The 25064-nt window shown below is 50.8% G+C and carries 27 protein-coding genes; 20 read left to right on the top strand and 7 right to left on the bottom strand.

Features of this window, described 5'->3' with window-relative positions; translation table 11 throughout:
• The first annotated feature begins 215 nt into the window (after window positions 1-215).
• The 3 genes from ACR42C_RS12905 (at window position 216) to ACR42C_RS12895 (ending at window position 1880) form a co-directional block, all read left to right on the top strand.
• A complete protein-coding gene (locus ACR42C_RS12905) occupies window positions 216-596 on the top strand; it encodes a hypothetical protein (RefSeq protein ID WP_046889832.1) in 381 nt (126 codons plus the stop codon).
• Window positions 597-984: 388 nt separating this feature from the next.
• On the top strand, window positions 985-1527 hold the full coding sequence (locus tag ACR42C_RS12900) for a hypothetical protein (protein WP_063149424.1): 543 nt from the start codon (window positions 985-987) through the stop codon (window positions 1525-1527).
• Window positions 1528-1529: 2 nt separating this feature from the next.
• A complete protein-coding gene (locus ACR42C_RS12895) occupies window positions 1530-1880 on the top strand; it encodes a putative T6SS immunity periplasmic lipoprotein (protein ID WP_479984185.1) in 351 nt (116 codons plus the stop codon).
• Window positions 1881-2061: 181 nt separating this feature from the next.
• Here the strand turns inward: ACR42C_RS12895 and ACR42C_RS12890 are convergent, their stop codons facing one another.
• Window positions 2062-2619 (bottom strand): recombinase family protein, encoded by a 558-nt coding sequence (locus ACR42C_RS12890; protein ID WP_063149426.1) that lies wholly within the window; start codon window positions 2617-2619, stop codon window positions 2062-2064.
• Between the two features lie 286 nt (window positions 2620-2905).
• A complete protein-coding gene (locus tag ACR42C_RS12885; RefSeq protein WP_479984184.1) occupies window positions 2906-3250 on the bottom strand; it encodes a hypothetical protein in 345 nt (114 codons plus the stop codon).
• Between the two features lie 183 nt (window positions 3251-3433).
• On the opposite strand from ACR42C_RS12885, the gene ACR42C_RS12880 reads away from it, so the two are divergent.
• The 4 genes from ACR42C_RS12880 (at window position 3434) to ACR42C_RS12865 (ending at window position 6967) form a co-directional block, all read left to right on the top strand.
• Window positions 3434-3640, top strand: coding sequence for a hypothetical protein (locus ACR42C_RS12880; protein WP_063149427.1), 207 nt, complete (start codon window positions 3434-3436; stop codon window positions 3638-3640).
• 984 nt (window positions 3641-4624) lie between these two features.
• Window positions 4625-4861, top strand: a complete 237-nt coding sequence (locus ACR42C_RS12875) for a hypothetical protein (RefSeq protein WP_479984183.1) — start codon at window positions 4625-4627, stop codon at window positions 4859-4861.
• A gap of 120 nt (window positions 4862-4981) precedes the next feature.
• Window positions 4982-6442, top strand: coding sequence for a DEAD/DEAH box helicase family protein (locus tag ACR42C_RS12870; protein ID WP_063865697.1), 1461 nt, complete (start codon window positions 4982-4984; stop codon window positions 6440-6442).
• A gap of 396 nt (window positions 6443-6838) precedes the next feature.
• Window positions 6839-6967, top strand: coding sequence for a hypothetical protein (locus ACR42C_RS12865; RefSeq protein ID WP_023294885.1), 129 nt, complete (start codon window positions 6839-6841; stop codon window positions 6965-6967).
• A gap of 55 nt (window positions 6968-7022) precedes the next feature.
• Here the strand turns inward: ACR42C_RS12865 and ACR42C_RS12860 are convergent, their stop codons facing one another.
• A complete protein-coding gene (locus tag ACR42C_RS12860) occupies window positions 7023-8555 on the bottom strand; it encodes a tyrosine-type recombinase/integrase (protein WP_080345976.1) in 1533 nt (510 codons plus the stop codon).
• Between the two features lie 253 nt (window positions 8556-8808).
• Between ACR42C_RS12860 and rluB the strand changes: the two genes are divergently transcribed.
• Window positions 8809-9684, top strand: coding sequence for a 23S rRNA pseudouridine(2605) synthase RluB (rluB, locus tag ACR42C_RS12855; protein WP_028013408.1), 876 nt, complete (start codon window positions 8809-8811; stop codon window positions 9682-9684).
• A gap of 38 nt (window positions 9685-9722) precedes the next feature.
• Here rluB and cobO read toward each other — a convergent pair whose 3' ends face one another.
• Both cobO and ACR42C_RS12845 read right to left on the bottom strand, forming a co-directional pair.
• Entirely contained in the window at window positions 9723-10313 is a 591-nt protein-coding gene (gene cobO / locus ACR42C_RS12850; RefSeq protein WP_316379288.1) for a cob(I)yrinic acid a,c-diamide adenosyltransferase, read from the bottom strand.
• Window positions 10310-11071 (bottom strand): YciK family oxidoreductase, encoded by a 762-nt coding sequence (locus tag ACR42C_RS12845; protein ID WP_163330852.1) that lies wholly within the window; start codon window positions 11069-11071, stop codon window positions 10310-10312. Before ACR42C_RS12845 ends, cobO begins: the two co-directional genes overlap by 4 nt.
• A gap of 251 nt (window positions 11072-11322) precedes the next feature.
• Between ACR42C_RS12845 and sohB the strand changes: the two genes are divergently transcribed.
• On the top strand, window positions 11323-12369 hold the full coding sequence (sohB, locus tag ACR42C_RS12840; RefSeq protein ID WP_116339489.1) for a protease SohB: 1047 nt from the start codon (window positions 11323-11325) through the stop codon (window positions 12367-12369).
• Between the two features lie 34 nt (window positions 12370-12403).
• Here sohB and ACR42C_RS12835 read toward each other — a convergent pair whose 3' ends face one another.
• On the bottom strand, window positions 12404-12655 hold the full coding sequence (locus tag ACR42C_RS12835; protein ID WP_003856804.1) for a YciN family protein: 252 nt from the start codon (window positions 12653-12655) through the stop codon (window positions 12404-12406).
• A gap of 399 nt (window positions 12656-13054) precedes the next feature.
• Between ACR42C_RS12835 and topA the strand changes: the two genes are divergently transcribed.
• The 6 genes from topA (at window position 13055) to acnA (ending at window position 20541) form a co-directional block, all read left to right on the top strand.
• Entirely contained in the window at window positions 13055-15652 is a 2598-nt protein-coding gene (gene topA / locus ACR42C_RS12830; RefSeq protein ID WP_163330854.1) for a type I DNA topoisomerase, read from the top strand.
• A 187-nt stretch (window positions 15653-15839) separates the two neighbouring features.
• Complete coding sequence (cysB, locus tag ACR42C_RS12825; RefSeq protein ID WP_061097998.1) at window positions 15840-16814, top strand: HTH-type transcriptional regulator CysB; 975 nt, start codon at window positions 15840-15842, stop codon at window positions 16812-16814.
• Window positions 16815-17152: 338 nt separating this feature from the next.
• Window positions 17153-17293, top strand: coding sequence for a YmiA family putative membrane protein (locus tag ACR42C_RS12820; protein WP_213743510.1), 141 nt, complete (start codon window positions 17153-17155; stop codon window positions 17291-17293).
• Between the two features lie 2 nt (window positions 17294-17295).
• Window positions 17296-17466 (top strand): hypothetical protein, encoded by a 171-nt coding sequence (locus tag ACR42C_RS12815; protein ID WP_032644881.1) that lies wholly within the window; start codon window positions 17296-17298, stop codon window positions 17464-17466.
• A 137-nt stretch (window positions 17467-17603) separates the two neighbouring features.
• On the top strand, window positions 17604-17702 hold the full coding sequence (gene ymiC / locus ACR42C_RS12810; RefSeq protein ID WP_226857662.1) for a small membrane protein YmiC: 99 nt from the start codon (window positions 17604-17606) through the stop codon (window positions 17700-17702).
• Window positions 17703-17865: 163 nt separating this feature from the next.
• Window positions 17866-20541, top strand: a complete 2676-nt coding sequence (gene acnA, locus ACR42C_RS12805) for an aconitate hydratase AcnA (RefSeq protein WP_479984182.1) — start codon at window positions 17866-17868, stop codon at window positions 20539-20541.
• A 37-nt stretch (window positions 20542-20578) separates the two neighbouring features.
• On the opposite strand, the gene ribA is transcribed toward acnA, so the two are convergent.
• The gene (gene ribA / locus ACR42C_RS12800; protein ID WP_028013401.1) at window positions 20579-21169 is read right to left on the bottom strand and encodes a GTP cyclohydrolase II; all 591 of its coding nucleotides are present in this window, start codon (window positions 21167-21169) and stop codon (window positions 20579-20581) included.
• Between the two features lie 197 nt (window positions 21170-21366).
• Between ribA and pgpB the strand changes: the two genes are divergently transcribed.
• The 5 genes from pgpB (at window position 21367) to yciH (ending at window position 25015) form a co-directional block, all read left to right on the top strand.
• On the top strand, window positions 21367-22134 hold the full coding sequence (pgpB, locus tag ACR42C_RS12795; RefSeq protein WP_116339495.1) for a phosphatidylglycerophosphatase B: 768 nt from the start codon (window positions 21367-21369) through the stop codon (window positions 22132-22134).
• 148 nt (window positions 22135-22282) lie between these two features.
• Window positions 22283-22591, top strand: a complete 309-nt coding sequence (locus ACR42C_RS12790) for a LapA family protein (protein ID WP_014884085.1) — start codon at window positions 22283-22285, stop codon at window positions 22589-22591.
• 6 nt (window positions 22592-22597) lie between these two features.
• Window positions 22598-23767: a lipopolysaccharide assembly protein LapB gene (gene lapB / locus ACR42C_RS12785; protein ID WP_151413139.1), complete on the top strand. Its 1170-nt coding sequence runs from the start codon at window positions 22598-22600 to the stop codon at window positions 23765-23767.
• Window positions 23768-23951: 184 nt separating this feature from the next.
• Window positions 23952-24689, top strand: a complete 738-nt coding sequence (pyrF, locus tag ACR42C_RS12780; protein WP_479985199.1) for an orotidine-5'-phosphate decarboxylase — start codon at window positions 23952-23954, stop codon at window positions 24687-24689.
• Window positions 24689-25015: a stress response translation initiation inhibitor YciH gene (gene yciH, locus ACR42C_RS12775; RefSeq protein WP_045630534.1), complete on the top strand. Its 327-nt coding sequence runs from the start codon at window positions 24689-24691 to the stop codon at window positions 25013-25015. Before pyrF ends, yciH begins: the two co-directional genes overlap by 1 nt.
• Window positions 25016-25064 lie beyond the last annotated feature (49 nt).

Below are 25064 nucleotides of genomic sequence, written 5' to 3'. Positions count from 1 at the left end.
TGACCGCTAAGATAGCTTGAAAAACAAACTATTGTCGGTGGATCATGTGTATTAAGGGATTATCTCTGTTCTTCTGTGCCGTTTGCGTTGGTTGTAGTGGATACTCGCAGCGGCAAGTGCACTTAGATGTGCCTACCTACTCGGAGAGCTACGATCAAGCCCTTGGGTGGTTAGTGACTGCTCGTTACCGGGATTCAGAAAATGCAGAAATCGTTATGTCACTGGTTGGAGACTTTTGCAGGAGCAAAGGGAAGGAGGCGACTCTCTATAAGACGACTGCTGGCAACACATCCACTATTCAAGAAGTTTGGGCTTGTCAGACTCCCCCAATGCTAAATGATACTGACATACTTAGCGCGGTTTATTGCCATTTTATTGCTAACGCGCCTCGCTACTCTGTGGATTTTTCAAACCGTCAGAAGGAAGTAGCTGAGCAAAAATTTGTAACGGCTTTCTTGAATAAAAGGATCGAATACCCTGTCGGCGGTTTTTACGATAAGTACCAGAGTAACTTTGCTTCTTGGGCTGTGGCCAGACATGATGAAAGCATCAGCACTGATAAAGTCCGCCAGTGGTTTGACAAGCATTGCCAGTAGGCAAAACGCTGATGCTGTTGCACCACCCATTGTCATATCATCAATGGGCAATAAGGCTTTATTGTCCAAAATCTGTTAGTTGCGCATTTTCTACACCCTGAATACTCTGCGATTAATCCTAATAACTCAAGGGTGAGTATGGTTATCGGGAACAGACAGATTCAAGATGAATCACCTGAGGAAGAGTTAGAGCGCTTGCTGGAAGAACTTGCACTGACGCATGAGCAACGAGAGTTTATTGAGTCCATGCTACAAGAGGACGGGGATAGTACCAATGGGGAGTAACGCTTGCACCGTCACTGTATTTGATGAATGGCTAATGTTCGTGTATAGACTATTTCGACTTATGATTTTACGATTTAGATAAATCATACAAGGAGGACGGTTTATGAGCGCACAGGCAGAAGAAGGAACATTACGCCGGATGACTTTAGGCGAGATAGCAATGGCTCGTAGAGTGTTCGGTGATTCGATAGTGTATAGCCGTGTCTGGATTCATTGCGACAGCTATTTACCATTCGGACTACAAAAACAGAACTACGCGATGACTCCAAACGGGGAGTTATGGTACAGAAAGTCGATGTACAGGGAAGATTTTTCCGCAAACTCGGTTTTCATCGAAGATAAATATGTTTTCATCCATGAGCTGGGGCATGTCTGGCAACACCAACACGGGCAATGGGTGAGAATGCGGGGAGCTTTTAGCTGGGCTGCTGAATATACCTACAGGCTGGATAAAGAAAAGCTCACTGATTACTCTCTTGAACAGCAAGCCTCTATTTTAGCTGATTACTGGTTACTGCTGGTTTATGGGATCAGTAAGTGGTCATACTATCAGAGACCAGGGCGCATAGGGATGTACAGAGGCGTAGATTTGTTGCAGGATGTCCCTTCGCTTTACCAGAAAATCGTAACAGGGAAGGGGCGTTAAACATGAAAAACAAAATGTTGCTGGGTGTTGTATTCCTCTTAACGGGATGCCCTGGGCCAGGTGATCGAATGGTAGATCGTGAATCTACAACGGCATTGATCAAAGATAATCAAGTTTGTGTGTTGTCACCACTGGAGCCGCAGGAACGGATCACTGCTATTCAAATCAAAAGCGATAATAGCGACTCTCTTCACAAGATTTTCGATGACAAGCCTGTTTATGTACCGAAGGGGGAGTGTCTTCCTGTATTTGGATTTAAGTTTACGTCTGGGGAGCGGTATAACTTCGCGTATGACGTCCAATCTGATAAGTTAGAATCACATTTAGTCACCGCTGAACTTTCTTACCCTTAAGAATAGGGGGCAAGCTGCCCCTTTATATTCATTTCAACGCACGTACGTGATCAAGTAAGCGTTAATGCGCGTATATATCTCTTAATGCATATAGTCTATCACGCTTGCTGAAGCCGCTTAACAACCTGATCGAAGGCTCCCGCTTGTAACTGGCAGAATCCTCAAATATCAGTAAGATGGGTCAGAAGGTCTTTAGTCGGTAGAAGGTGGCTTTGCTGATAGCCAGCCTATCTTGAACCATTGCAGGAGAGCACCCTTGAACTAATAACTCTCTCACCTGTTCAGCGGTTGCTTTAATCGGTCTGCCGCAATGTTTTCCTTCAGACTGAGCACGCTTGATACCTGCCGTTCTGCGCTCTGCTATCAGGTCTTTTTCCAGGCTGGCAAGTCCTGCCATCATGGTAAGCATTGCTTTGCCAACTGGTGTTGATAGGTCAAATCCTTCTCGCAAGCTGACAATCTTCACGCCCTTCGTTTGCAACATTTCAACTGTGGAAAGTACATCAATGGTGTTACGTCCCAGGCGGTCTATAGCAATCACAATCAGCGTATCGCCTTCTCGTACATAGCTGAGTAACTCACCGAACCCTGGACGATCTGATGCCTTTACTGCACCACTCACAGCTTCATCACTGAACCAGCGGTTAACACTATATCCAGCTTCGGTTATCCGCTGCTTCTGGTTTTCAACGTTCTGGTCGCTGGTGGAAACTCGCACATATCCGATCACAGTTGTCATGATGTTCCCGAAGTCTCAAAAGATAGTATCAAAATGATAGCTGTCTCAAAATAAAAGATCAACCTTTTGAGACAAGGCGAAGCCGCATTCTGTTATTGCGTCGGTGTGGTCTTAAAAGGAGATCGTTTTGAGACTGGATAATAGAGGTTTAGGACTCGCGACAGAGAGCAAATGTATGTGGAAATGATAATCACGAGGCTGGTGATTGGCTCAAATGCTCGTTGCAGTTTGATTGTTGGGGTCGAGCAAATATATAGGGCGTGATTACTCACGCCTTTGTTTACATCTAAGAGCACAGGCTGAGCGTGTAGACAGCAGTCTGTCCATCATTGTTTGTGGGGCGCATAACGAAAATAGGCTCACTCCCATTGTCGATGTATGTGACGGCAATCCCTCCGTCTGGCGTAGCGTACATCTTCGCAATACTTTTCTCACCCAAGAAACCGAGCCGCCAGGTTTTACCACCCATGCTCACCTTCATACTTTTGTCCTGCACATCAAGGCGAGTTTCGACTGAAGATTTTTGGCTACCAGAATCGATCTGCCCTTCCTGGATCGCCTTACAGGTGAATGTGGTTGCACTTGAGGCGAAGGGGAGAACGATCAGTGACGCGAGAATCAATCTTTTCATGGTCTTCCTTTTCTTGTTTGATTTGGTGGCAAGGCGCTGTTAGCGCATTACCTTATCTTACCACTTTAATTAATTAAATCGATCTTATAGATCAGTAAAATCGATCGATTTGGGTGATACAATGCTATTGTACAAATACTGAGCACTGTAACATTCGCGATAACAGTCACCTGGAGTGGGTTTATGAAGAAATCAATATTGGTGATATCGGGACTGCTGATTTCACAGTTGGTGATGGCAGGACAAATCACAATGACAGATCCGCAGCAGGAAAAAACGGAGAATGGCAAGACGCTTTGCACCTATGAGAACAGCCAGTATGTTTTCACCTACGTCACTAAAGAGCAGTGCCCGTATGTAAAGACTTTCAACACCAGTAGTTCAGAGTAAAAGTGGGAATAAAAAGCGCTGCTTATTTTAACAACGCAAGAAAGAACGGTTGCTTAGTATTAGCACTTAATGATTCGTCATTGATTTAGCTGTAAGCCGCATAGAATAAGGCTTTGTTGAAAGTTGATGGAAGGATAAAAGTTTCGTAAAGGCGTTAGAAGATGAATAATAAGGGAGGAATTATGATAGGTTATATCTATCAAATGTGGTTGTTTATAGGTTATTTACATCCTGTTAGTCATGAGGAGTTTTCCGGCTTTCTGGAGTGTTGTTTCATGCAGAGCACTGCGACCATGAAAAGTATGCTGCATGAGTAGCATGTAATGCGGAGCATGGAAGATATCGATTACAGGAAAGTAACCTTTGTACCTGATGTTATTACTCAGAAGCTATTTTCCTGTAAAGAAAATCTGCTATGCTCGCAGTACTCACATAACGAACATTAATACCTAAAAAACCATTAACTACTATTTAAATAGTAAATATTGATTATTTACTGTGTTATGTACTCGTACACCTCGTCCATGAATCCATTGTGCAAGTTACTCTTGTGAAAATGAGTTTATGCACCATTACACACTTTCAGTGTTCCATTGTAAGCCTCCACTTTTACCGAAGATGCAAATAACTCTAAAGTACCTTTAGACTTTTCTGCATCCTCTGTGTCAGGTTACTTGTGCAAATGGCGTAGCCATAAGATCGGCTTACTTGCATATTAAGCCGGAAATTTCATTGTTAATAATATAGATAAGATGGTAGCCGAGTCAGTGAAGCTACCGGACAACCATGATGTATGTGGGGAGAGCAACTTTTCCATAGACTCCTTGATAGTATCTTGTTGAAAGTTAATAAATAACTTGACAAAACGTTCGTTTCATGGTAAGGTGGTATTAAGTGAGGGATATCTTCACTTCTCTAACAAATGCCCACTCTGATGACTTTATCTTCATGCCTCCTCCGGGTAAACGGTGTGGGGGTTTTGTCATGTCTGGAATATACACAATATTCATTCTCGATGAGTTGCTAAGCAGGAGGAACATTGCTTTGAAATATTTTAGTAGTGACCAGGTTTTTAATGAACTGGTCAATGGCGAAGTCACTCGTGAAGTGATCTATGCATCTATGAACGTAGCCAGAAAACGCAAATACGCGGAACGTGAAAAACTGTTTGCTGATGCACTCGCTCGATTTGATGAATACCGAAAGGAAAAAACAAAATGAATATCCGATTCACTGATGACATCCACAAGGCGCTGATTGAACGTGCCAACCGTGAAGACAAATCAGCCGCCGCGCTGGTGAGTGAGTTAATAACAGCAGTCCTAAACCGAGAGGAACCGAATGACCCAAAAGAAACCAGTAGTAAACTTTGTTAATGCGATTTGCGGCTCAGGAAAGAGCCACCGTCTGAAAGAGTACATTCTCAGCTTCAATCTCGAAGCTGTCCCAGAAAAGTTCTTAATCGTAGTACCAACCCACGCTTTAGCCGAGCAGTTCAAGCAAGATCTGAATCTCTTGAGAATCCCAAACCATCACATTTTCGTTGAAGGGGCGACTCTCAACCTGAAAAGCACCCTGGCTGATAACTTCCAGACAAATGTGGTGATAACCACCCACGAATGTTTCACCAACTACTGCCACCTCGCTACGTTCAATCCTGAGATGCGCTCTCTACTGGCAGAACACAATGTGGTGGTAGATGAGATACCTGATGGTTGGTTTGGAGCAGAAGCGACGATCCGCCATGCTGACAGGACGGCAGAAAACTTCCCATTCCTGGAATGGCTGGAAGAGCGAAACGGGCTGCTGTACCTGCGCGAAGAGCACTACGACAATCTGTACAAGTATTACCATGAGAAGCACGCTAACAGTGACAATCTTAAGAAAGTGCTATACGTGGCCCTCGACGGCGGTGGCGTGATGCATACCGAGTGTGATTCTTCATTCAGCTTCTTTGGGTACACTTTTAATCCGATACTGAAGGCCGCAACGTGGGCGAAGAACTTCACTGTGCTTGGCGCTGGTGTAGATCGCAGTGGGTTTGTATGGATGGCTGAGAACGTTGCTCAAATCGCAGTACTGGAAGCCGGGGAACACCTTCAGCCAGAACCCGAGAGACGCAAGCATAAGAACGTGCCTATCAAGATGGTGGTTGTCCTCTCAGAAGATATCAAAAGAGCGGGACAGTCAGAGCTTGCTAATGTCTTTAACAATCATCTGAACGAGATAAAGCAGATAGTTGGGAAGGATTTTATCTTCGCCACTAACAAGGACAAAACCATCTGCGACTTCCAGACCATCGGACTCACTGAGCTTGGTGATCGCATGGGTGGTGTTGACGTTTCAATGTCCAGCTACGGGATGAACAGCTATCAGAGCATTCATTGTGCCGTGTTCCTCGGATGTGCAAATCTGGGCGATAAAGACCGTAAGCGATGGGCTGACTATTGCGAACGTATCGGTTGGGATTTTGAAACTGTGATGGAGAAGAAGCGCCAGGCAATGTATTTTGAACGGTGCTACCAGTTTCTTAGCCGAACATCCATTCGCAACACTGATACCGATCACTCTCTCGTGTTTGTCGTTCCCGACATGGCGGCAGCGGAATACCTCAAAACCCATTACTTCCCTGGCTCAACCATCGAATGCCTTGGAATCAAGAAAGCTGGAAAGCAGCATGAAACGCGTTTGAAGGTTCTGGAATACAAGGCGCAAGGGCTAACACCGAAGGAAACGGTTGAAGCGATGGGTGTGTCTCTGAGAACAGTTCGAAGCTATTGGAACCAAGAGGTTTGCGTATGATCACCGCACTTTACTGGTATCTGCTGTTCCTGTTTATCTGGGATGTAATCCGCACCTTTGAACGACGTAGAAAATCAGAACGCAAAACCGAATCTCGGGATGTCTGAGGTGGTGATTGACACAGCAAAGGGGCTAATGCCCCTTTGCTCGTTTAGTCTTTGTAGATTGAGTTAACACCATGCAAGTCAGACAAGCTTTGCGCAGAGTTAATGCTTCAAGTGAGTAGTATATAGTCATCTGCAGGGTGATGTAAGAGATTACTATTCCGCTATAGGTTGTATAGTATTTCGTGACCAGCGTGCATATATTGTGCTTTTTCTTTGACTCCGCTTCGCTTATTACCTACTCTTAAAAAGGTTAAGTAGTTCTATCCTTCATTTAAGATGAGGTGTTTTCATGCCTAAACAAAAGGTAGTTCGTGATGCGGGTACTGGTCAGTTTGTTAAGCCGGAAGAGGCTAAGAAACGTCCAGGGACAACTGTTACGGAAACTGTAAAAATCCCCCCTAAAAAAGGGAAAAAGTAAAAACATCTCGAAACATTACAGCGATATTGGAAGAAAGGGGCTTACGCCCCTTTTCTCATTTCTGAAAGTCAACGACACATAACAGGTCTTTAAGCGGTGGGCGGTGCGTGTAAATGGACGTTACACCTAAACTTTGAGTTCGAGAGTGTCCGACTACAAACTGCATCAAAGGTAAAGAGACGCCACCAGATGCAAGGCAATGACTTACGAAGGTGTGACGAAGACTATGTATGCGCCTTTTTAGCCCAAACTCATCATAATCAGGGACACCTGTTTCATTCATCAATTTAGCCCATTCGGCTGTTGCTGTGGTGTAGTTAGGTAAGTCACTGAAAATCAGATCACCATCGTTAAGAGCATCGGCAAGACTGAGTAAACCTGACTCTAAAACCTTATTGAGTGGTATCTGGCGTTGGGCATGTTCGGTTTTCCCGTCTTCTATATAAATGTACCAGCGTGAAGTTTCTTCATCTAAACGGATGTCCCGCTTTCTAATAGAGGCAATCTCGCCACGTCGAGCACCAGTATAAATGAGGGTGAGGAAGTACCATTTGCGCCAATCGTTATCTTCCAGTGAGAACAGCTTGGTTTTAAGCTTACTCAACTCAGCGTTGCTGAAATGACCTCTCCGATTGGGCTTCACCTCATATGTGATTCCATCGGTAGGGGATTTCTCTAACTGGTCTTTGGTGTCAACGAGGTAAGTTTTAAAAAGCGAGCGCCAGATTTTGAGATGTTTTTCAACATGCTGACTACTGATCAGATCTTCCTCTGGTACGTCATAATCAATGCATTCAGGCAAAGATAGGCGCTTGTATGGCAGCTTAGTCCGAGTCGGTAAGTTTTCGGTCACTTTCAGCGCTTCACGAATATCTTGCTTAGTAACCCGATCAATCGGTTTATCACCAATAACGTAAATCAGCACATCAAAGAAACGCTGGTTCTCGTTAGCGATGCTTGCACGCCATTTTTGACCTTTTTCTTCAACATACTGCGTCCATGCTTCGGAAAGTTTGATTGCCTGGCTTGCGGTATCTTTAACTTCCGTTGAAAAAGCCTGGTTTGTTTCAACACTACTTTGGGGTGAAGATTTCAGTTTCTGCTTTTCTAACTGATTTTGCAGTGTTGCAATGAGTTGGCGATATCGCAGCAAATCTTTCGAATAGAATGCTTCATAGGCTTGCGCGACGGTCGCGCGGCTCATATCAAGTGCAGCACCTACTTGATTCGCAAGGGGCAAATCACCCTTGGAAAGTTCAAGTTTCTTCATGTGAAAACTTGCAAGCACTTCGTTTGCTGTCTGATCGCTACCATTAACCATGCGTTGGAAGTGAGCTTCCGAATAGCCTTGTGCGGCTTCAACCGTATCAGAAGCAGATAATGGAGAATCAGGATTTATGTTTCTGTGCCACTGTCCTAACTCCGGCAGACGCTCCACCTCTGCAATATCTCTTTCGAGTGCATGTAGAAGATAGTTGTCAAAGTCCTGTTTAGTGGCGGCTCGGTAGCCTTGCATTTTGCGTTTGAACTCGTCGAGGCTCATCGTTCCATTCTGAACAAGGGGAATGAAAGGGCGGATCTGATTCATGATCACTTCTGCTTGCTTTCGGCTATCAGTACCGAGACTCAGACGCACAAAACTTGTTGAATCATTTAGTCTAAAGTTAGTGTAGTATGTGCGCCCACGAATCATTGTGTGTGACAGCTTGTGTGACACGTTGTTTGCCATGCTGTGTACCATGAAATAGTTACAGATCAGTGAGTTAAGTCGATTTATTAGCTAACTCGTTGTTTTAGAAAGTATACCAGACGCCTGTGAAGGCGACACCTGAGGAAGCTCAATGAGCGAGAAGTTACAGAAAGTGCTGGCGCGCGCCGGCCACGGTTCACGCCGTGAAATCGAAGCCATTATTGAAGCGGGCCGCGTGAGTGTGGACGGTAAAATCGCCACGCTGGGTGACCGCGTTGAAATCGTACCGGGGCTGAAGATCCGCATCGACGGCCATCTTATCTCCGTAAAAGAGTCCGCAGAACAAATCTGCCGCGTGCTGGCGTACTACAAGCCGGAAGGCGAGCTGTGTACCCGCAACGATCCGGAAGGTCGTCCGACGGTGTTTGACCGTCTGCCAAAACTGCGCGGCGCTCGCTGGATTGCCGTAGGTCGTCTGGACGTGAACACTTGCGGTCTGCTGCTGTTTACCACCGATGGTGAACTGGCAAACCGTTTGATGCACCCAAGCCGCGAAGTGGAACGTGAATACGCGGTGCGCGTGTTTGGCCAGGTCGATGAGAATAAACTGCGCGATCTGTCGCGCGGCGTGCAGCTGGAAGATGGCCCTGCGGCGTTCAAAACCATCAAATTTACCGGTGGTGAAGGGATTAACCAGTGGTACAACGTCACCCTGACCGAGGGACGTAACCGCGAGGTGCGTCGTCTGTGGGAAGCGGTTGGCGTGCAGGTGAGCCGCCTGATCCGCGTTCGCTACGGCGACATTCTGCTGCCGAAAGGCCTGCCGCGCGGGGGGTATACCGAGCTGGATCTTACTCAGACTAACTACCTGCGCGAGCTGGTTGGCCTGACTCCGGAAACCACTTCTAAAGTGGCGGTGGAGAAAGATCGTCGTCGCATGAAGGCGAATCAGATCCGTCGTGCGGTGAAACGACACAGCCAGGTGAACAGCAATCGTCGCTCTGGCAGCCGGAATAACAACGGATAATTTAAAAAAAGCCCGGTGAACGTACCGGGCTTTTTTCTTTAGTAATCAATGCCAATTTGTGCTTTGATGCCTGCATCAAACGCATGCTTGACCGGACGCAGTTCGCTCACGGTATCTGCTAGCTCCAGAATCTCCCGATGACACCCGCGACCTGTCACGATAACCGTCTGATGCGCAGGTCGGTTCTTCAGTGCATCCAATACGTCCTCCAGCGGCAGGTAGTCGTAGGCGATCATATAGGTGATCTCATCCAGCAGCACCATATTTAACGCCGGGTCAGCCAGCATTCTTTTGGCGTGCTCCCAGACGGCAAGGCAGGCTGCGGTATCGGTTTCCCGGTTCTGCGTATCCCACGTAAACCCGGTCGCCATCACCTGAAACTCAACGCCGTGAGGTTCAAGCAAATTACGCTCACCGTTGGGCCATTCCCCTTTGATAAACTGGATGACCCCCACTTTTTGCCCGTGGCCGACGGCGCGGGTAGCGGTGCCAAACGCGGCAGTGGTTTTGCCTTTGCCGTTCCCGGTAAAAACGATGACGATCCCACGCTCGTCCTGGGCTGCCGCGACGCGGGCGTCAACCTGTTCCTTCAGGCGCTGCTGGCGCTGCTGATGACGCTCTTCGCTCATTGCGAAATCCCCGGTTTGCGGCCCGGCTGTGCATCAAAGGTCATTCCGGTTTTGCGGCGGCTGTCGTCACCCATCAGCCAGAGATAGAGCGGCATTATGTCTGCCGGGGTTTTCAGCTTCAGCGGATCTTCTGTCGGGAACGCGCTGGCACGCATGCTGGTGCGCGTACCGCCCGGGTTAATGCAGTTTACGCGCAGATGGCGGTTCTGATACTCCTCCGCCAGCACCTGCATCATGCCCTCGGTCGCGAATTTTGAGACAGCATAAGCCCCCCAGTTTGCGCGTCCCTCTCTGCCTACGCTGGAAGAGGTGAAGACCAGAGACCCGGACTCGGATTTGAGTAATAAAGGGAGCAAGGCCTGCGTGAGGAAAAAGGTGCCGTTGACGTTAACCTGCATGACCTGCTGCCAGATATCCGGATCCTGTTCATCCATCGGACGCACTTCGCCTAACAAACCGGCATTATGCAGCACGCCGTCCAGACGTGGGTAGTGGGTACTGATTCGGCGGGCAAGTTCCTGGCACTCCGCTGGCGTGCATGTCAGCAAATCGAGCGTGTACCAGGGGGCCGGCGTGCCGCCTGCGGCTTCAATTTCCTTTGCGACCCCTTTGAGCTTTTCTTCGTTGCGCCCAATCAGAATGATGCTCGCGCCATACTCAGCATACGTCAGGGCCGCTTCGCGACCAATACCATCGCTGGCGCCGGTGACAAGAATGATCCGGTTCTGCAGCAGGTTTTTTTGCGGTTGATAATGCACGGTGACTCCTCAGGCGCACGGTATCTCAATCACGCCTTCATAATGACTTTTCGGCTTTATGCCCGAATTAGCGTGAGAATTCAATCAGTCTACAGGACGTATTACTGTAAAATTAACAATTTGCAAATATTTAAACCGCAGCGCGGGGGTTCCTGAAGACGGCTCGCATAGGTAATGTCACGGGCGAGACGCAGAGGCAGGGCTGTTGTACACTGCCGTGAAAGATTCGTGGTTAAATCAAGGTGGAACGCGTGGAATTACTTTCTCAATATGGGTTGTTTTTGGCCAAAATCGCGACGGTGGTAATTGCCATTGCGGTGGTTGCCGTTCTGATTGTTAACCTGACGCAGCGCAAGCGTCAGCGTGGGGAGTTACGCATTACCCGCCTGAGCGAACAGTATAAAGAGATGCAGGAAGAGATGTCCCTCTCGCTGCTTGATAGTCATCAACAAAAGCTGTGGCTTAAAGCCCAGAAGAAAAAACATAAGCAGGAAGCCAAAGCCGCGAAGGCGAAAGCGAAGCTCGCGACGCCACAGTCTGACGCAAAACCTCGCGTCTATGTGCTCGATTTTAAAGGCAGCATGGATGCGCATGAAGTCGCCTCGCTGCGCGAAGAGGTGACTGCTGTGCTGGCTGTGGCAACGCCTCAGGATCAGGTCGTGGTGCGTCTTGAGAGCCCGGGCGGGGTGGTTCACGGTTACGGGCTGGCCGCCTCACAGCTGCAGCGCCTGCGAGAGAAGCAGATCCCGCTTACCGTGGCGGTGGATAAAGTCGCGGCGAGCGGTGGCTATATGATGGCCTGCGTGGCGGACAAAATTGTTGCGGCGCCGTTTTCCATCATTGGTTCAATTGGCGTGGTCGCACAGATCCCTAACTTTAACCGCTTCCTGAAAAATAAAGAGATTGATATCGAACTCCACACGGCGGGTCAGTACAAACGCACCCTGACGCTGCTGGGTGAAAACACGGAAGAGGGGCGTCAAAAATTCCGTGAAGATCTGAATGAAACCCACCATCTGTTCAAAGACTTCGTACACCGCATGCGCCCAACGCTGGATATTGAACAGGTGGCGACCGGTGAGCACTGGTACGGCATTCAGGCGCAGGAAAAAGGGCTGGTGGATGAAGTGGGTACCAGCGATGACCTGCTGCTCAACCTGATGGAAGGCCGTGAACTGGTAGGCGTGCGCTTTACCCAGCGCAAACGACTGATGGACCGCTTTACCAACAGTGCGGCGGAAAGCGCGGACCGCCTGCTGCTTCGCTGGCTACAGCGCGGACAAAAACCGCTGCTGTAAACAAAAACGCGAGGCATCTGCCTCGCGTTTTGCATTAATCGACCAGGTGATATTTCTCTGAAAGCGTATGCGCCAGGTATTTGAACATATTAAACACGGCGGTGCTTTTCGGGGTCGGTAACCCCTGCTCGTCAAGGAAGTATTCGCCGCTGAAAACCAGCACGCCATTACGCTGCTCAACGCCGGTGGCTTCAATGCCTGCGAGCGTATCTTCATGGTCACGAATAAGCTTGTTTGCTTCGATAAGCAGAGAGGCTCGGTCAATAGGTTGGGTCGTATTCTGCATAATCCACTCCTTAAACAGTGACAATAGTCTACGCCGGGGGCGCTTTGGGGGCAAATTTTCCCTGTAATGTGAGGGGATAAGGTGCAGAGGGCAGGTTGGCGGGATTTGCTTTTGCATGCTAATAAAGTTGCGTAACGAATTTTATCAGGTAGAGTGTGCGCTTTCGTCATTCTGGCAACAGAATTGCTTGACATTCGACCGGGAATTCGTCACGAATTATACGAGATGTGAGAAAAATACCCGATAACTCAATGACCTGGATGTCGCCATTCTGACGTTCGGTAAGACATAGGGGTTGATATCCCCTGACGCAGTCGCAATATCATTGGCTCGTCGTCAGCGGAAGGGAAATCAACGTGCGGCGTATTCCTGGAAGAATTAAATTAGGTAAAGGTGAATATGGGTAAAGCTCTCGTCATCGTTGAGTCCCCGGCAAAAGCCAAAACGATCAATAAGTATCTGGGTAATGACTACGTGGTTAAGTCCAGCGTTGGTCACATCCGCGATTTGCCGACCAGTGGCTCAGCCAGCAAAAAGAGCGCAGACTCTACCTCCACCAAAGGGGCTAAAAAGCCTAAAAAGGATGAACGTAGCGCGCTTGTCAACCGCATGGGTGTTAACCCATGGCACAACTGGGATGCACAATATGAAGTGCTGCCCGGGAAAGAAAAAGTCGTTAACGAGCTGAAGCAGCTTGCTGAAAAAGCAGACCACATCTATCTCGCAACCGACCTTGACCGCGAAGGGGAAGCCATTGCGTGGCACCTGCGGGAAGTGATCGGGGGAGATGACAAACGCTACAGCCGTGTAGTGTTTAACGAAATTACAAAGAATGCGATTCGTCAGGCGTTTGAGAAGCCGGGCGAGCTGAATATCGACCGTGTAAACGCCCAGCAGGCGCGTCGCTTTATGGACCGCGTTGTGGGTTACATGGTTTCTCCACTGTTGTGGAAAAAGATTGCCCGCGGCCTGTCTGCGGGACGCGTGCAGTCGGTAGCCGTGCGTCTTGTCGTTGAGCGTGAACGCGAAATTAAAGCTTTCGTGCCGGAAGAGTTCTGGGAAGTTGACGCCAACGTCACCACCCCGGGCGGTGACGCGCTGCCGCTGCAGGTCAGCCATCACAACGATAAGCCTTTCCGCCCTGAAAACCGCGACCAGACCATGGCCGCCGTGGCGCTGCTGGAAAAAGCGCGATATCAGGTGCTGGAACGCGAAGATAAGCCGACCAGCAGCAAGCCTGGCGCGCCGTTTATCACGTCAACACTGCAACAGGCGGCGAGCACCCGTCTGGGTTACGGCGTGAAGAAAACCATGATGATGGCCCAGCGTTTGTATGAAGCGGGTTACATTACCTACATGCGTACTGACTCAACGAACCTGAGCCAGGACGCGGTGAACATGGTGCGCGGCTATATCAGCGACAACTTTGGTAAAAAATACCTGCCGGAGAGCGCCAACCAGTTCGCCAGCAAAGAGAATTCTCAGGAAGCGCACGAAGCGATTCGTCCTTCTGATGTCTCTGTGCTTGCCGAGTCGCTGAAAGATATGGAAGCCGACGCCCAGAAGCTGTATCAGCTGATCTGGCGTCAGTTCGTCGCGTGTCAGATGACGCCGGCGAAGTACGACTCCACTACGCTGACCGTTGGCGCGGGCGATTTCCGTCTGAAAGCGCGCGGCCGTATCCTGCGCTTCGACGGCTGGACGAAAGTGATGCCTGCGCTGCGTAAAGGTGATGAAGACCGTACGCTGCCTGCGGTAAACAAAGGCGACGAGTTGTCGCTTGTCGATCTGGTTCCGGCCCAGCACTTCACCAAGCCGCCTGCGCGCTTTAGTGAAGCGTCGTTGGTTAAAGAGCTGGAAAAACGCGGAATTGGCCGTCCGTCAACCTACGCGTCAATCATCTCAACCATCCAGGACCGCGGTTACGTTCGCGTAGAAAACCGCCGTTTCTATGCCGAAAAAATGGGGGAGATTGTCACTGACCGTCTGGAAGCTAACTTCCGCGAGTTGATGAACTATGACTTCACCGCGCAGATGGAAGACAGCCTCGACGAGGTGGCCAGCCACAAGGCTGAGTGGAAGAAGGTTCTCGACAGTTTCTTCAGCGACTTTACCAACCAGCTTGAGAAAGCGGAGAAAGATCCTGAAGAGGGCGGCATGCTGCCTAACCAGATGGTTCTTACCAGCATCGACTGCCCGACCTGTGGCCGTAAGATGGGTATTCGTACCGCGACAACAGGCGTCTTCCTGGGCTGTTCAGGCTACGCGCTGCCGCCAAAAGAGCGCTGCAAAACCACCATCAACCTGGTGCCGGAGAACGAAGTTCTCAACGTGCTGGAGGGTGATGATGCGGAGACTAACGCCCTGCGCGCCAAGCGCCGCTGCAAAAAATGCGGCACGGCGATGGACAGCTACCTGATCGATCCTAAACGCAAACTGCACGTTTGCGGTAATAACCCAACCTGTGATGGGTATGAGATCGAAGAGGGCGAGTTCCGCATTAAAGGCTATGACGGCCCGATCGTGGAGTGCGAGAAGTGTGGCTCTGAAATGCACCTGAAAATGGGGCGTTTCGGTAAGTACATGGCCTGCACCAACGACGAATGTAAAAACACGCGCAAAATTCTGCGTAACGGTGAAGTGGCTCCGCCGAAGGAAGATCCGGTTCCGCTGCCAGAACTGCCGTGTGAGAAATCCGACGCGTACTTCGTGCTGCGTGATGGCGCTGCAGGAGTCTTCCTGGCCGCGAACACCTTCCCGAAATCGCGTGAAACGCGTGCGCCGTTGGTGGAAGAGCTGTATCGCTTCCGCGATCGCCTGCCTGAAAAACTGCGTTATCTGGCCGATGCGCCACAGCAGGATCCTGAAGGCAATAAGACGGTGGTCCGTTTTAGCCGTAAAACGAAGCAGCAGTACGTGGCGGCAGAGAAAGAGGGCAAAGCGACCGGATGGTCCGCCTTCTATGTCGATGGTAAATGGGTTGAAGGCAAGAAATAATCTTCCTTAACCGTAACTTACCTGTAAAAGGGCCGGACATCCGGCCCTTTTTTATTACCTTATTATTATTTTTTGTTCCGTACTATACAGTCGGGCTATAAATGATATAGTGGTTATAGTTAACCCTTTTCTTATTATCAAATCGTCTTAAGCGATTGACCGCGTGCGCTAAATCGGATGGTCTGGCATGAAATTACAGCAGCTTCGTTATATCGTTGAGGTGGTGAATCACAACCTTAATGTCTCTTCTACCGCCGAGGGGCTCTATACCTCGCAACCGGGCATCAGCAAGCAGGTTCGCATGCTGGAGGACGAATTAGGTATTCAGATTTTCGCCCGCAGCGGTAAGCACCTTACCCAGGTGACGCCAGCAGGGCAGGAAATCATCCGTATTGCGCGGGAAGTCCTCTCCAAAGTCGATGCGATTAAGTCTGTGGCGGGGGAACACACCTGGCCGGATAAAGGCTCGCTGTATATTGCCACGACGCACACCCAGGCGCGCTATGCGTTACCGGGTGTTATTAAGGGCTTTATCGAGCGCTATCCGCGCGTCTCTCTGCATATGCACCAGGGTTCGCCGACGCAAATTGCTGAGGCGGTGTCGAAGGGCAATGCAGATTTTGCCATCGCGACGGAAGCACTTCATTTGTATGACGATCTGGTCATGCTTCCGTGCTATCACTGGAACCGCTCCATTGTGGTGACTCCCGATCACCCGCTGGCGGGCAAAGGGTCGGTGACAATCGAAGAGCTGGCGCAATATCCTTTAGTCACCTACACGTTTGGCTTCACCGGACGTTCTGAGCTTGATACCGCCTTCAACCGGGCCGGGTTAACGCCGCGGATTGTCTTTACCGCAACCGATGCCGACGTCATTAAGACTTATGTACGGCTTGGCCTGGGGGTAGGGGTAATCGCCAGCATGGCGGTCGACCCGGTATCAGACCCCGACCTGGTGCGTCTTGATGCGCATGATATTTTCAGCCATAGCACGACAAAAATTGGCTTCCGTCGTAGTACCTTCCTGCGAAGCTATATGTATGATTTTATTCAGCGCTTTGCCCCGCATTTAACGCGTGACGTGGTGGATACCGCCGTGGCATTACGCTCAAATGAAGATATTGAAGAGATGTTTAAAGATATCAAACTCCCCGAAAAATAATCACACCCGGTATCTTTCCCTGAGGGAAAGATACCGAAATATCGGCTTAAAGCTAAATTAGAATTATCATCATCTGCACTTTCCCTGCCATATATTGCCATTATCCTTTTAATTTGTGTGGTTTTAATGTCGTGAATTGGCGACAAAAATAGAAACTAATTAACGGCTACGCAAATTTTTCTTTTCAAATATTTATTTCTGGTCAAAAGATTGAATATTTCATGCCTCCTGATGCGTAAATTCACTGGCTTTTCGGCTAAAGTTTCTTTAGGATTTATCTCAACAGATGATTAATTGTACCAATTGTTTGGTCCTAAATGATAAGCGATATCGATTGTATGAGGTTAGCAATGCCTTCAGGAAGTGAAGAACCGCAAAGGGATCCTGCGCTCAAGCGTAAAGCCTGGCTGGCGGTCTTTCTCGTTTCCGCCCTGTTCTGGGTGATGGTTGCTCTCCTGGCCTGGAAATATTGGGGTTGAATATGGCAGTGACGGTACGTACAGAAACGGCAAAACGGATGTGTCAGCATCATGACACTGTTCACAAAGGACGCAAAGCCCCTGCGACAGCTGTGCCAGCGTCCTGGAAACTGACGCCGCAGCAGCAGGCTTTTATTGATGTGTTCGCGGAAGACGAACCCAAAAAACAATAATTTAGTTTATTGCGTAATGATGCAGCTAGTCTGAATAATGATTGTGCACCTTTGTACTCTTTAATAAATACACATCAGCAATATAGCACGAGGACCTGCCTCGGAATGTTTAATAAATAATGCCTGGTGTCCCTATGATGAATAACATGATGTCTCAAAAATACTGGTCATGGATCGGCGTTTTTACCCTGTCGATTCTGTTCTGGAGTCAGCTCATCTGGCTGGCCATCCACTAAATGATAAAACCTCGCTGCGGCGGGGTTTTTTGTTTTGCCCTCCTCTGGACCATTCCTAAATTTATCAATTCGGGTTGTTATCAAAACGTTACGACATCTTTGTGTTATCTTTAATTACGGCCCTGATGATTGTCAGGACATCTCTGTAATTAAGGAGGAGCTTATGTCGTTAACCCTACGCGAAGCCAGTAAGGACACATTACAGGCAGAAAATAAAACCTGGCACTACTATAGCCTGCCGCTGGCTGCCAGAACGCTTGGGGACATTTCGCGTTTACCCAAGTCATTGAAAGTTTTGCTGGAAAACCTATTGCGCTGGCAGGACGGTGATTCCGTCACTCTCGACGATATTCAGGCGCTGGCGGGGTGGCTTAAGAATGCCCATGCCGACAGAGAAATTGCCTACCGCCCGGCAAGGGTCCTGATGCAGGACTTCACCGGCGTGCCTGCCGTGGTGGATCTCGCCGCCATGCGTGAGGCGGTTAAACGCCTCGGTGGCGACACGGCTAAAGTGAACCCGCTTTCCCCCGTCGACCTCGTGATTGACCACTCCGTAACCGTTGACCACTTCGGTGATGACGATGCCTTTGGCGAGAATGTGCGTCTTGAGATGGAGCGTAACCACGAGCGTTATGTCTTCCTGAAGTGGGGCCAGCAGGCGTTCAGCCGCTTTAGCGTAGTTCCACCCGGCACCGGTATCTGTCACCAGGTTAACCTTGAATATCTCGGTAAAGCCGTCTGGAGTGAATTGCAGGACAAAGAGTGGGTGGCTTATCCGGACACGCTGGTGGGCACAGATTCCCATACCACTATGATTAACGGCCTCGGTGTGCTGGGCTGGGGTGTCGGCGGTATCGAAGCGGAAGCCGCCATGCTTGGTCAGCCGGTCTCCATGCTTATCCCTGATGTTGTGGGCTTTAAGCTCACCGGGAAGCTGTCTGAGGGCATTACCGCCACCGATCTGGTGCTCACCGTTACCCAGATGCTGCGTAAGCATGGCGTAGTGGGCAAATTTGTTGAATTTTACGGTGACGGGCTGGATTCGCTGCCGCTGGCTGACCGTGCGACCATCGCCAACATGGCGCCAGAATATGGCGCAACCTGCGGCTTTTTCCCCATTGATGACGTCACGCTGGAGTACATGCGCCTGAGCGGTCGCAGCGAAGAGCAGGTGGCGCTGGTGGAGGCGTATACCAAAGCGCAGGGCATGTGGCGTAATCCGGGCGATGAGCCGGTATTTACCAGCACGCTCGCGCTCGACATGGGAAGCGTTGAGGCGAGCCTCGCCGGTCCGAAGCGTCCGCAGGATCGCGTGGCGTTAAGCGACGTGCCAAAAGCGTTTGCCGCCAGCAATGAGCTGCAAGTCAACGTGGCGAAAAAGGACCATCGCCCAATCGACTATGTTCTGAACGGACATCAGTATCAGCTCCCGGACGGCGCGGTTGTCATTGCCGCTATTACCTCCTGCACCAACACCTCGAACCCCAGCGTGTTGATGGCGGCCGGTCTGCTGGCTAAAAAAGCGGTTGAGCTGGGGCTGAAACCCCAGCCGTGGGTCAAGGCCTCGCTGGCACCGGGCTCGAAAGTGGTTTCGGATTACCTGGCACAGGCCAGGTTAACGCCGTATCTTGACGAGCTGGGCTTTAACCTCGTGGGCTACGGCTGTACCACCTGTATAGGTAACTCCGGCCCGCTTCCTGAACCTATTGAAACGGCAATCAGGCAGGGCGATCTGACGGTTGGCGCAGTCCTTTCCGGCAACCGTAACTTTGAAGGGCGTATTCACCCGCTGGTGAAAACCAACTGGCTCGCTTCGCCGCCGCTGGTGGTGGCCTACGCGCTGGCCGGGAACATGAATATTAACCTGGCGACCGATCCCATTGGTCACGACCGTAAGAATGAGCCTGTCTACCTGAAAGATATCTGGCCGTCCTCGCGTGAAATTGCGATGGCCGTTGAAAAGGTTTCTACCGAGATGTTCCGCAAAGAGTATGCGGAAGTGTTTGAAGGTACGCCGGAATGGAAAGCCATCAACGTTGTGGGCTCGGACACCTATGACTGGCAGGACGACTCTACCTATATTCGTCTGTCGCCGTTCTTTGATGAGATGCTGGCCGAGCCTGCACCGCTTAAGGATATCCATGGCGCGCGCATACTGGCGATGCTGGGGGACTCCGTCACCACTGACCACATCTCTCCGGCGGGGAGTATCAAAGCCGACAGCCCGGCAGGCCGTTATCTGCAAAGCCGGGGAGTGGAGCGCCGCGATTTTAACTCTTACGGCTCGCGCCGCGGTAACCATGAAGTGATGATGCGCGGAACCTTTGCCAACATCCGCATTCGTAACGAAATGGTTCCGGGTGTGGAAGGGGGGATGACGCGCCATCTGCCGGGGACTGAAGTCGTGTCGATTTATGACGCAGCCGTCAAATATCAGCAGGAAGGTACGCCGCTGGCGGTTATCGCCGGGAAAGAGTATGGTTCCGGCTCCAGCCGTGACTGGGCGGCGAAAGGTCCACGTCTGCTTGGCGTTCGCGTGGTCATTGCCGAGTCATTTGAACGTATTCACCGCTCGAATCTAATTGGCATGGGGATCCTGCCGCTTGAGTTCCCGCAGGGCGTCACGCGCAAAACGCTGGGCCTGACCGGGGAAGAGCAGATTGAAATTAGCGGCCTGCAAAACCTGCAGCCGGGCAAAACGGTGCCGGTGAAATTAACGCGGGCAGACGGGAAAACCGAGGTACTGGAATGCCGCTGTCGTATTGATACCGCAACCGAACTGACCTACTACCAGAACGACGGTATTTTACATTATGTGATCCGTAAGATGCTGGATTGATAAAAAAAGCCCGGCATTTGTGCCGGGCTTTTTACTCTCACTCTTTCAGCAGATGGCCCATTTTGGCCGCTTTGGTATCGAGATAGTGGGCGTTTTTCGGGTTGCGGCCGACAATCAGCGGCACGCGCTCGACGATGTTGATCCCCGCTTCGGTGAGGATCTCAACTTTTTTCGGATTATTGGTTAGCAGGCGAACCTCGTCCACGCCCAGCAGCTTGAACATATCGGCGCACAGCGTAAAGTCGCGTTCATCGGCGGCAAAACCGAGCTGGTGGTTGGCTTCCACCGTATCGTAGCCCTGGTCCTGCAGTGCGTAAGCGCGGATTTTATTCAGCAGACCAATGTTACGCCCTTCCTGACGGTGATAGAGCAGCACGCCGCGGCCTTCTTCGGCGATATGGGTAAGGGCTGCTTCGAGCTGGAAACCGCAATCACAGCGCAGGCTGAACAACGCGTCGCCGGTCAGACACTCCGAATGGACGCGGGACAGTACCGGCGTCTGCCCTGAAATGTCGCCGTAGACCAGCGCGACATGATCCTGTCCGGTTGCCAGTTCTTCAAACCCCACCATCAGGAAATCGCCCCATGGGGTTGGCAGTTTGGCTTCTGCCACACGTTTAAGCTGCATGTGATTCTCCAGAGTAGGCTGACACGTTTCGTGCCTTACGCCCGTTTTGCTTTCTGTATTTGTTCATTTTGCCACAAGCTCAGCACGTTCGCCTAATGGGCACCATGCTATATGAACGTTAAACGCACGATCCGACATATCCACCCATCGAATGAATTTCAGTTATGATTGTGAGGCTTAGCGAAAAAGGAGAAGACATGCTTTCAATCGCCAGACGTACGGCAGCAGGCGCGGCCATTTTACTGATTATGCCTTTGGCCGTGTGGGTCTCCGGCTGGATGTGGCAGCCGGGGCAGAATGCCACGTGGCTGAAAACGTTATACTGGGTAACGGAAACGGTCACGCAACCGTGGGGAATTATTACCCACGTCATCCTTTGCGGCTGGTTCTTGTGGTGCTTGCGCTTTCGATTGCGCGCGGCGCTAATGCTCTTTGCTATCCTCGGCGGCGCGATCGTTATTGGACAGGGTGTGAAGTCCTGGGTAAAGGATCATGTTCAGGAGCCAAGACCTTTTGTCGTCTGGCTGGAAAAAGCACACCATGTTCCGGTGGATGAGTTCTACAATTTAAAGCGTAAAGATCGCGGTGCGCTGGTGAAAGAACAGCTTGCGGAACAGGAAGATATTCCCAAATTCCTGCGTAAGCACTGGCAAAAAGAGACGGGTTTCGCGTTTCCTTCCGGCCATACGATGTTTGCGGCCAGCTGGGCGTTGCTGGGCGTTGGGCTGCTTTGGCCTCGACGTCGCACGATGACAATCGCGATTTTACTGGTTTGGGCGACAGGGGTTATGGGCAGCCGCTTGCTGCTGGGGATGCACTGGCCGCGGGATCTGGTGGTTGCTACGCTGATCTCCTGGATGCTGGTAACGCTGGCAACCTGGCTTGCAGAACGGTTCTGCGGCCCGCTCACGCCACCGCCTGAAGAGAAAGAAGAGATCGCCGAAAGGGAACAAAGCGACGCCTGACGGTTGATATTGTGCATTTCGCCCATAAATCCATGACGTGCGCGTTACTTTTTCCGTTTCGCGCCCGTCGCTAAAATGGTAGTTTATAAGGCTGATTGCGGTGGGTTGAACACACTTTATTCGCTTGAACCACATAACGGGAAGTAATGTGAAATATTTACTCATTTTCTTACTGGTATTGGCGATTTTTGTCATTTCAGTCACATTGGGTGCACAAAACGATCAGCAGGTGACGTTTAACTATCTGCTTGCGCAGGGCGAGTATCGCGTATCAAGTCTGCTGGCGGTCCTGTTTGCTGCAGGCTTTGCCATAGGCTGGCTGGTTTGCGGCCTGTTTTGGTTGAAGGTTCGTGTTTCTCTTGCGCGCGCTGAACGTAAAATTAAACGACTTGAGCATAATATTGCGCCTGCGTCCGACATTCCGGAAAGCTCAGGTGTGCCGGTCGTGAAGGAATAATCGACTATGCTGGAGTTGTTGTTTCTGCTTTTGCCTGTAGCCGCAGCCTATGGCTGGTATATGGGCCGCAGAAGTGCGCAACAAACAAAACAGGATGAGGCTAACCGACTCTCCCGCGACTACGTTGCGGGGGTGAACTTCCTCCTGAGCAATCAGCAGGACAAAGCGGTAGACCTGTTCCTCGATATGCTGAAAGAGGATACGGGGACCGTAGAAGCCCATCTCACTCTCGGTAACCTGTTCCGCTCTCGCGGCGAGGTTGACCGCGCCATCCGTATCCACCAGACCCTGATGGAAAGCGCGTCCCTGACTTACGAACAGCGTCTCCTGGCGGTACAACAGCTGGGCCGAGACTATATGGCCGCGGGGCTGTACGATCGCGCTGAAGATATGTTCACCCAGCTGGTAGATGAAACGGATTTCCGCATTGGCGCGCTGCAGCAGTTGCTGCAGATTTACCAGGCCACCAGCGACTGGCAGAAAGCCATTGATACGGCCGAGCGTCTGGTGAAGCTGGGTAAAGACAAGCAGCGCGTTGAAATTGCGCATTTCTACTGCGAGCTTGCCCTACAGCAGATGGGCAACGACGACATGGATAAAGCCATGGCGTTACTGAAGAAAGGCGCCGCCGCGGACCGCAATAGCGCGCGTATCTCTATCATGATGGGGCGTGTTTTTATGGCCAGCGGCGACTACGCTAAAGCCGTTGAAAGCCTGCTGCGGGTTATTGACCAGGACAAAGAGCTGGTCAGCGAAACGCTTGAAATGCTGCAAACCTGCTATCAGCAGTTGGACAAGCAGGAAGAGTGGGTGGCATTTCTGCGCCGTTGCGTGGAAGAGAATACCGGCGCGACCGCTGAGCTGATGCTCTCAGACGTGGTTGAGCAATATGAGGGGAGCGACACCGCACAGGTTTATATTACCCGTCAGCTGCAGCGTCATCCCACGATGCGCGTATTCCATAAGCTGATGGATTACCATCTTAACGATGCGGAAGAAGGGCGCGCCAAAGAGAGCCTGATGGTGCTGCGCGACATGGTTGGCGAGCAGGTGCGCAGCAAACCGCGTTACCGTTGTCAGAAGTGTGGTTTTACCGCGTATACGCTCTACTGGCACTGTCCTTCCTGCCGTGCCTGGTCTACCATCAAGCCTATTCGTGGCCTTGACGGGCAGTAATTTTTTAAAACCCCTCATTTTAGTTACAACATACTAAAGGGTTTACCGCTTTCTCAGCACCGTGCGGTTTACCGGTCCGGCAGGCACGTAAATGGATTCTGTCAATTTAGGGCGGCGGCAGGTAGAATGCTGGCCGTTTATCTGTTCCGCGCCGCTGCGCGCCCATAGACGAAAAGGGCTGGTCATGACGTCTGTTACTTCTTCCACTTCCCGCGTTATTACGGATTCTCCTGTTGTTGTCGCGCTTGATTACAATAAGCGCGATGCTGCACTGGCCTTTGTCGACGGTATCGATCCCCGCGATTGTCGTCTGAAAGTTGGTAAAGAGATGTTCACGCTGTTTGGACCGCAAATCGTCCGCGATCTGCAGCAGCGCGGTTTCGATGTCTTCCTCGATCTTAAATTCCATGATATCCCGAACACCACGGCGCACGCCGTTGCCGCCGCTGCGGAACTGGGTGTGTGGATGGTCAACGTGCACGCGTCGGGCGGGGCGAGAATGATGACAGCCGCTCGCGAAGCGCTCCTGCCGTTCGGCAACGATGCGCCATTACTGATTGCGGTCACCGTGCTGACCAGCATGGACGAAAGCGATTTGCGTGACCTTGGCGTGACGTTGTCACCAGCCGAGCACGCTGAACGCCTGGCGCGTCTGACGCAGAACTGCGGCCTTGATGGCGTCGTCTGCTCCGCTCAGGAAGTGGTGCGCTTCAAGTCAGAGCTGGGCAACGCATTTAAGCTGGTTACGCCGGGTATTCGTCCGGCAGGCAGCGACGTGGGCGATCAGCGCCGAATTATGACGCCTGAGCAGGCGTTGGCCACAGGCGTTGATTACATGGTTATCGGGCGTCCGGTGACGCAGTCTGCCCACCCGGCAGAGACGCTTAAGGCTATCAACGCATCACTGAAAAAGGGGGCGTAATGACCGATTCCAACAGTCGTCTGGTCTACTCAACGGAGAGCGGGCGCATAGACGAACCGAAAACGAAAGCGGAGCGTCCGAAAGGTGACGGTATTGTCCGTATCCAGCGTCAGACCAGCGGACGAAAAGGAAAGGGGGTCTGCCTGATCTCCGGGATTGATCTGGATGATGCGGAACTGAACAAGCTGGCAGCCGAACTGAAAAAGAAATGTGGCTGCGGCGGTGCCGTTAAGGACGGCATTATCGAAATCCAGGGCGATAAACGCGATTTAATTAAATCGCTGCTTGAAGCCAAAGGCATGAAAGTTAAACTGGCAGGTGGTTAAAATAAATAAGCCACGGCAAATGCCGTGGCTCGTGTTATATACGTGCGTT

This window comes from Enterobacter sp. MG-EB028 (genome assembly GCF_056673305.1).
The sequence above is the reverse complement of the archived record's forward strand: the minus strand, read 5'-3'. Positions and strand labels throughout refer to the sequence as shown.

Bases quoted from the DNA above. Each gene is read 5' to 3' on its own strand.
- ACR42C_RS12820 (WP_213743510.1), top strand. From the start codon at position 17,153: ATGAGGTTAGCAATGCCTTCAGGAAGTGAAGAACCGCAAAGGGATCCT.
- cobO (WP_316379288.1), bottom strand. From the start codon at position 10,313: ATGAGCGAAGAGCGTCATCAGCAGCGCCAGCAGCGCCTGAAGGAACAG.
- ACR42C_RS12895 (WP_479984185.1), top strand. From the start codon at position 1,530: ATGAAAAACAAAATGTTGCTGGGTGTTGTATTCCTCTTAACGGGATGC.
- lapB (WP_151413139.1), top strand. From the start codon at position 22,598: ATGCTGGAGTTGTTGTTTCTGCTTTTGCCTGTAGCCGCAGCCTATGGC.
- ACR42C_RS12870 (WP_063865697.1), top strand. From the start codon at position 4,982: ATGACCCAAAAGAAACCAGTAGTAAACTTTGTTAATGCGATTTGCGGC.
- ACR42C_RS12875 (WP_479984183.1), top strand. From the start codon at position 4,625: ATGTCTGGAATATACACAATATTCATTCTCGATGAGTTGCTAAGCAGG.
- cysB (WP_061097998.1), top strand. From the start codon at position 15,840: ATGAAATTACAGCAGCTTCGTTATATCGTTGAGGTGGTGAATCACAAC.
- ACR42C_RS12860 (WP_080345976.1), bottom strand. From the start codon at position 8,555: ATGAATCAGATCCGCCCTTTCATTCCCCTTGTTCAGAATGGAACGATG.
- yciH (WP_045630534.1), top strand. From the start codon at position 24,689: ATGACCGATTCCAACAGTCGTCTGGTCTACTCAACGGAGAGCGGGCGC.
- ACR42C_RS12890 (WP_063149426.1), bottom strand. From the start codon at position 2,619: ATGACAACTGTGATCGGATATGTGCGAGTTTCCACCAGCGACCAGAAC.
- ACR42C_RS12865 (WP_023294885.1), top strand. From the start codon at position 6,839: ATGCCTAAACAAAAGGTAGTTCGTGATGCGGGTACTGGTCAGTTTGTT.
- ACR42C_RS12905 (WP_046889832.1), top strand. From the start codon at position 216: ATGTCACTGGTTGGAGACTTTTGCAGGAGCAAAGGGAAGGAGGCGACT.
- ACR42C_RS12900 (WP_063149424.1), top strand. From the start codon at position 985: ATGAGCGCACAGGCAGAAGAAGGAACATTACGCCGGATGACTTTAGGC.
- ymiC (WP_226857662.1), top strand. From the start codon at position 17,604: ATGAATAACATGATGTCTCAAAAATACTGGTCATGGATCGGCGTTTTT.
- ACR42C_RS12885 (WP_479984184.1), bottom strand. From the start codon at position 3,250: ATGAAAAGATTGATTCTCGCGTCACTGATCGTTCTCCCCTTCGCCTCA.
- rluB (WP_028013408.1), top strand. From the start codon at position 8,809: ATGAGCGAGAAGTTACAGAAAGTGCTGGCGCGCGCCGGCCACGGTTCA.
- ACR42C_RS12815 (WP_032644881.1), top strand. From the start codon at position 17,296: ATGGCAGTGACGGTACGTACAGAAACGGCAAAACGGATGTGTCAGCAT.
- ribA (WP_028013401.1), bottom strand. From the start codon at position 21,169: ATGCAGCTTAAACGTGTGGCAGAAGCCAAACTGCCAACCCCATGGGGC.
- acnA (WP_479984182.1), top strand. From the start codon at position 17,866: ATGTCGTTAACCCTACGCGAAGCCAGTAAGGACACATTACAGGCAGAA.
- pgpB (WP_116339495.1), top strand. From the start codon at position 21,367: ATGCTTTCAATCGCCAGACGTACGGCAGCAGGCGCGGCCATTTTACTG.
- topA (WP_163330854.1), top strand. From the start codon at position 13,055: ATGGGTAAAGCTCTCGTCATCGTTGAGTCCCCGGCAAAAGCCAAAACG.
- ACR42C_RS12880 (WP_063149427.1), top strand. From the start codon at position 3,434: ATGAAGAAATCAATATTGGTGATATCGGGACTGCTGATTTCACAGTTG.
- pyrF (WP_479985199.1), top strand. From the start codon at position 23,952: ATGACGTCTGTTACTTCTTCCACTTCCCGCGTTATTACGGATTCTCCT.
- ACR42C_RS12835 (WP_003856804.1), bottom strand. From the start codon at position 12,655: ATGCAGAATACGACCCAACCTATTGACCGAGCCTCTCTGCTTATCGAA.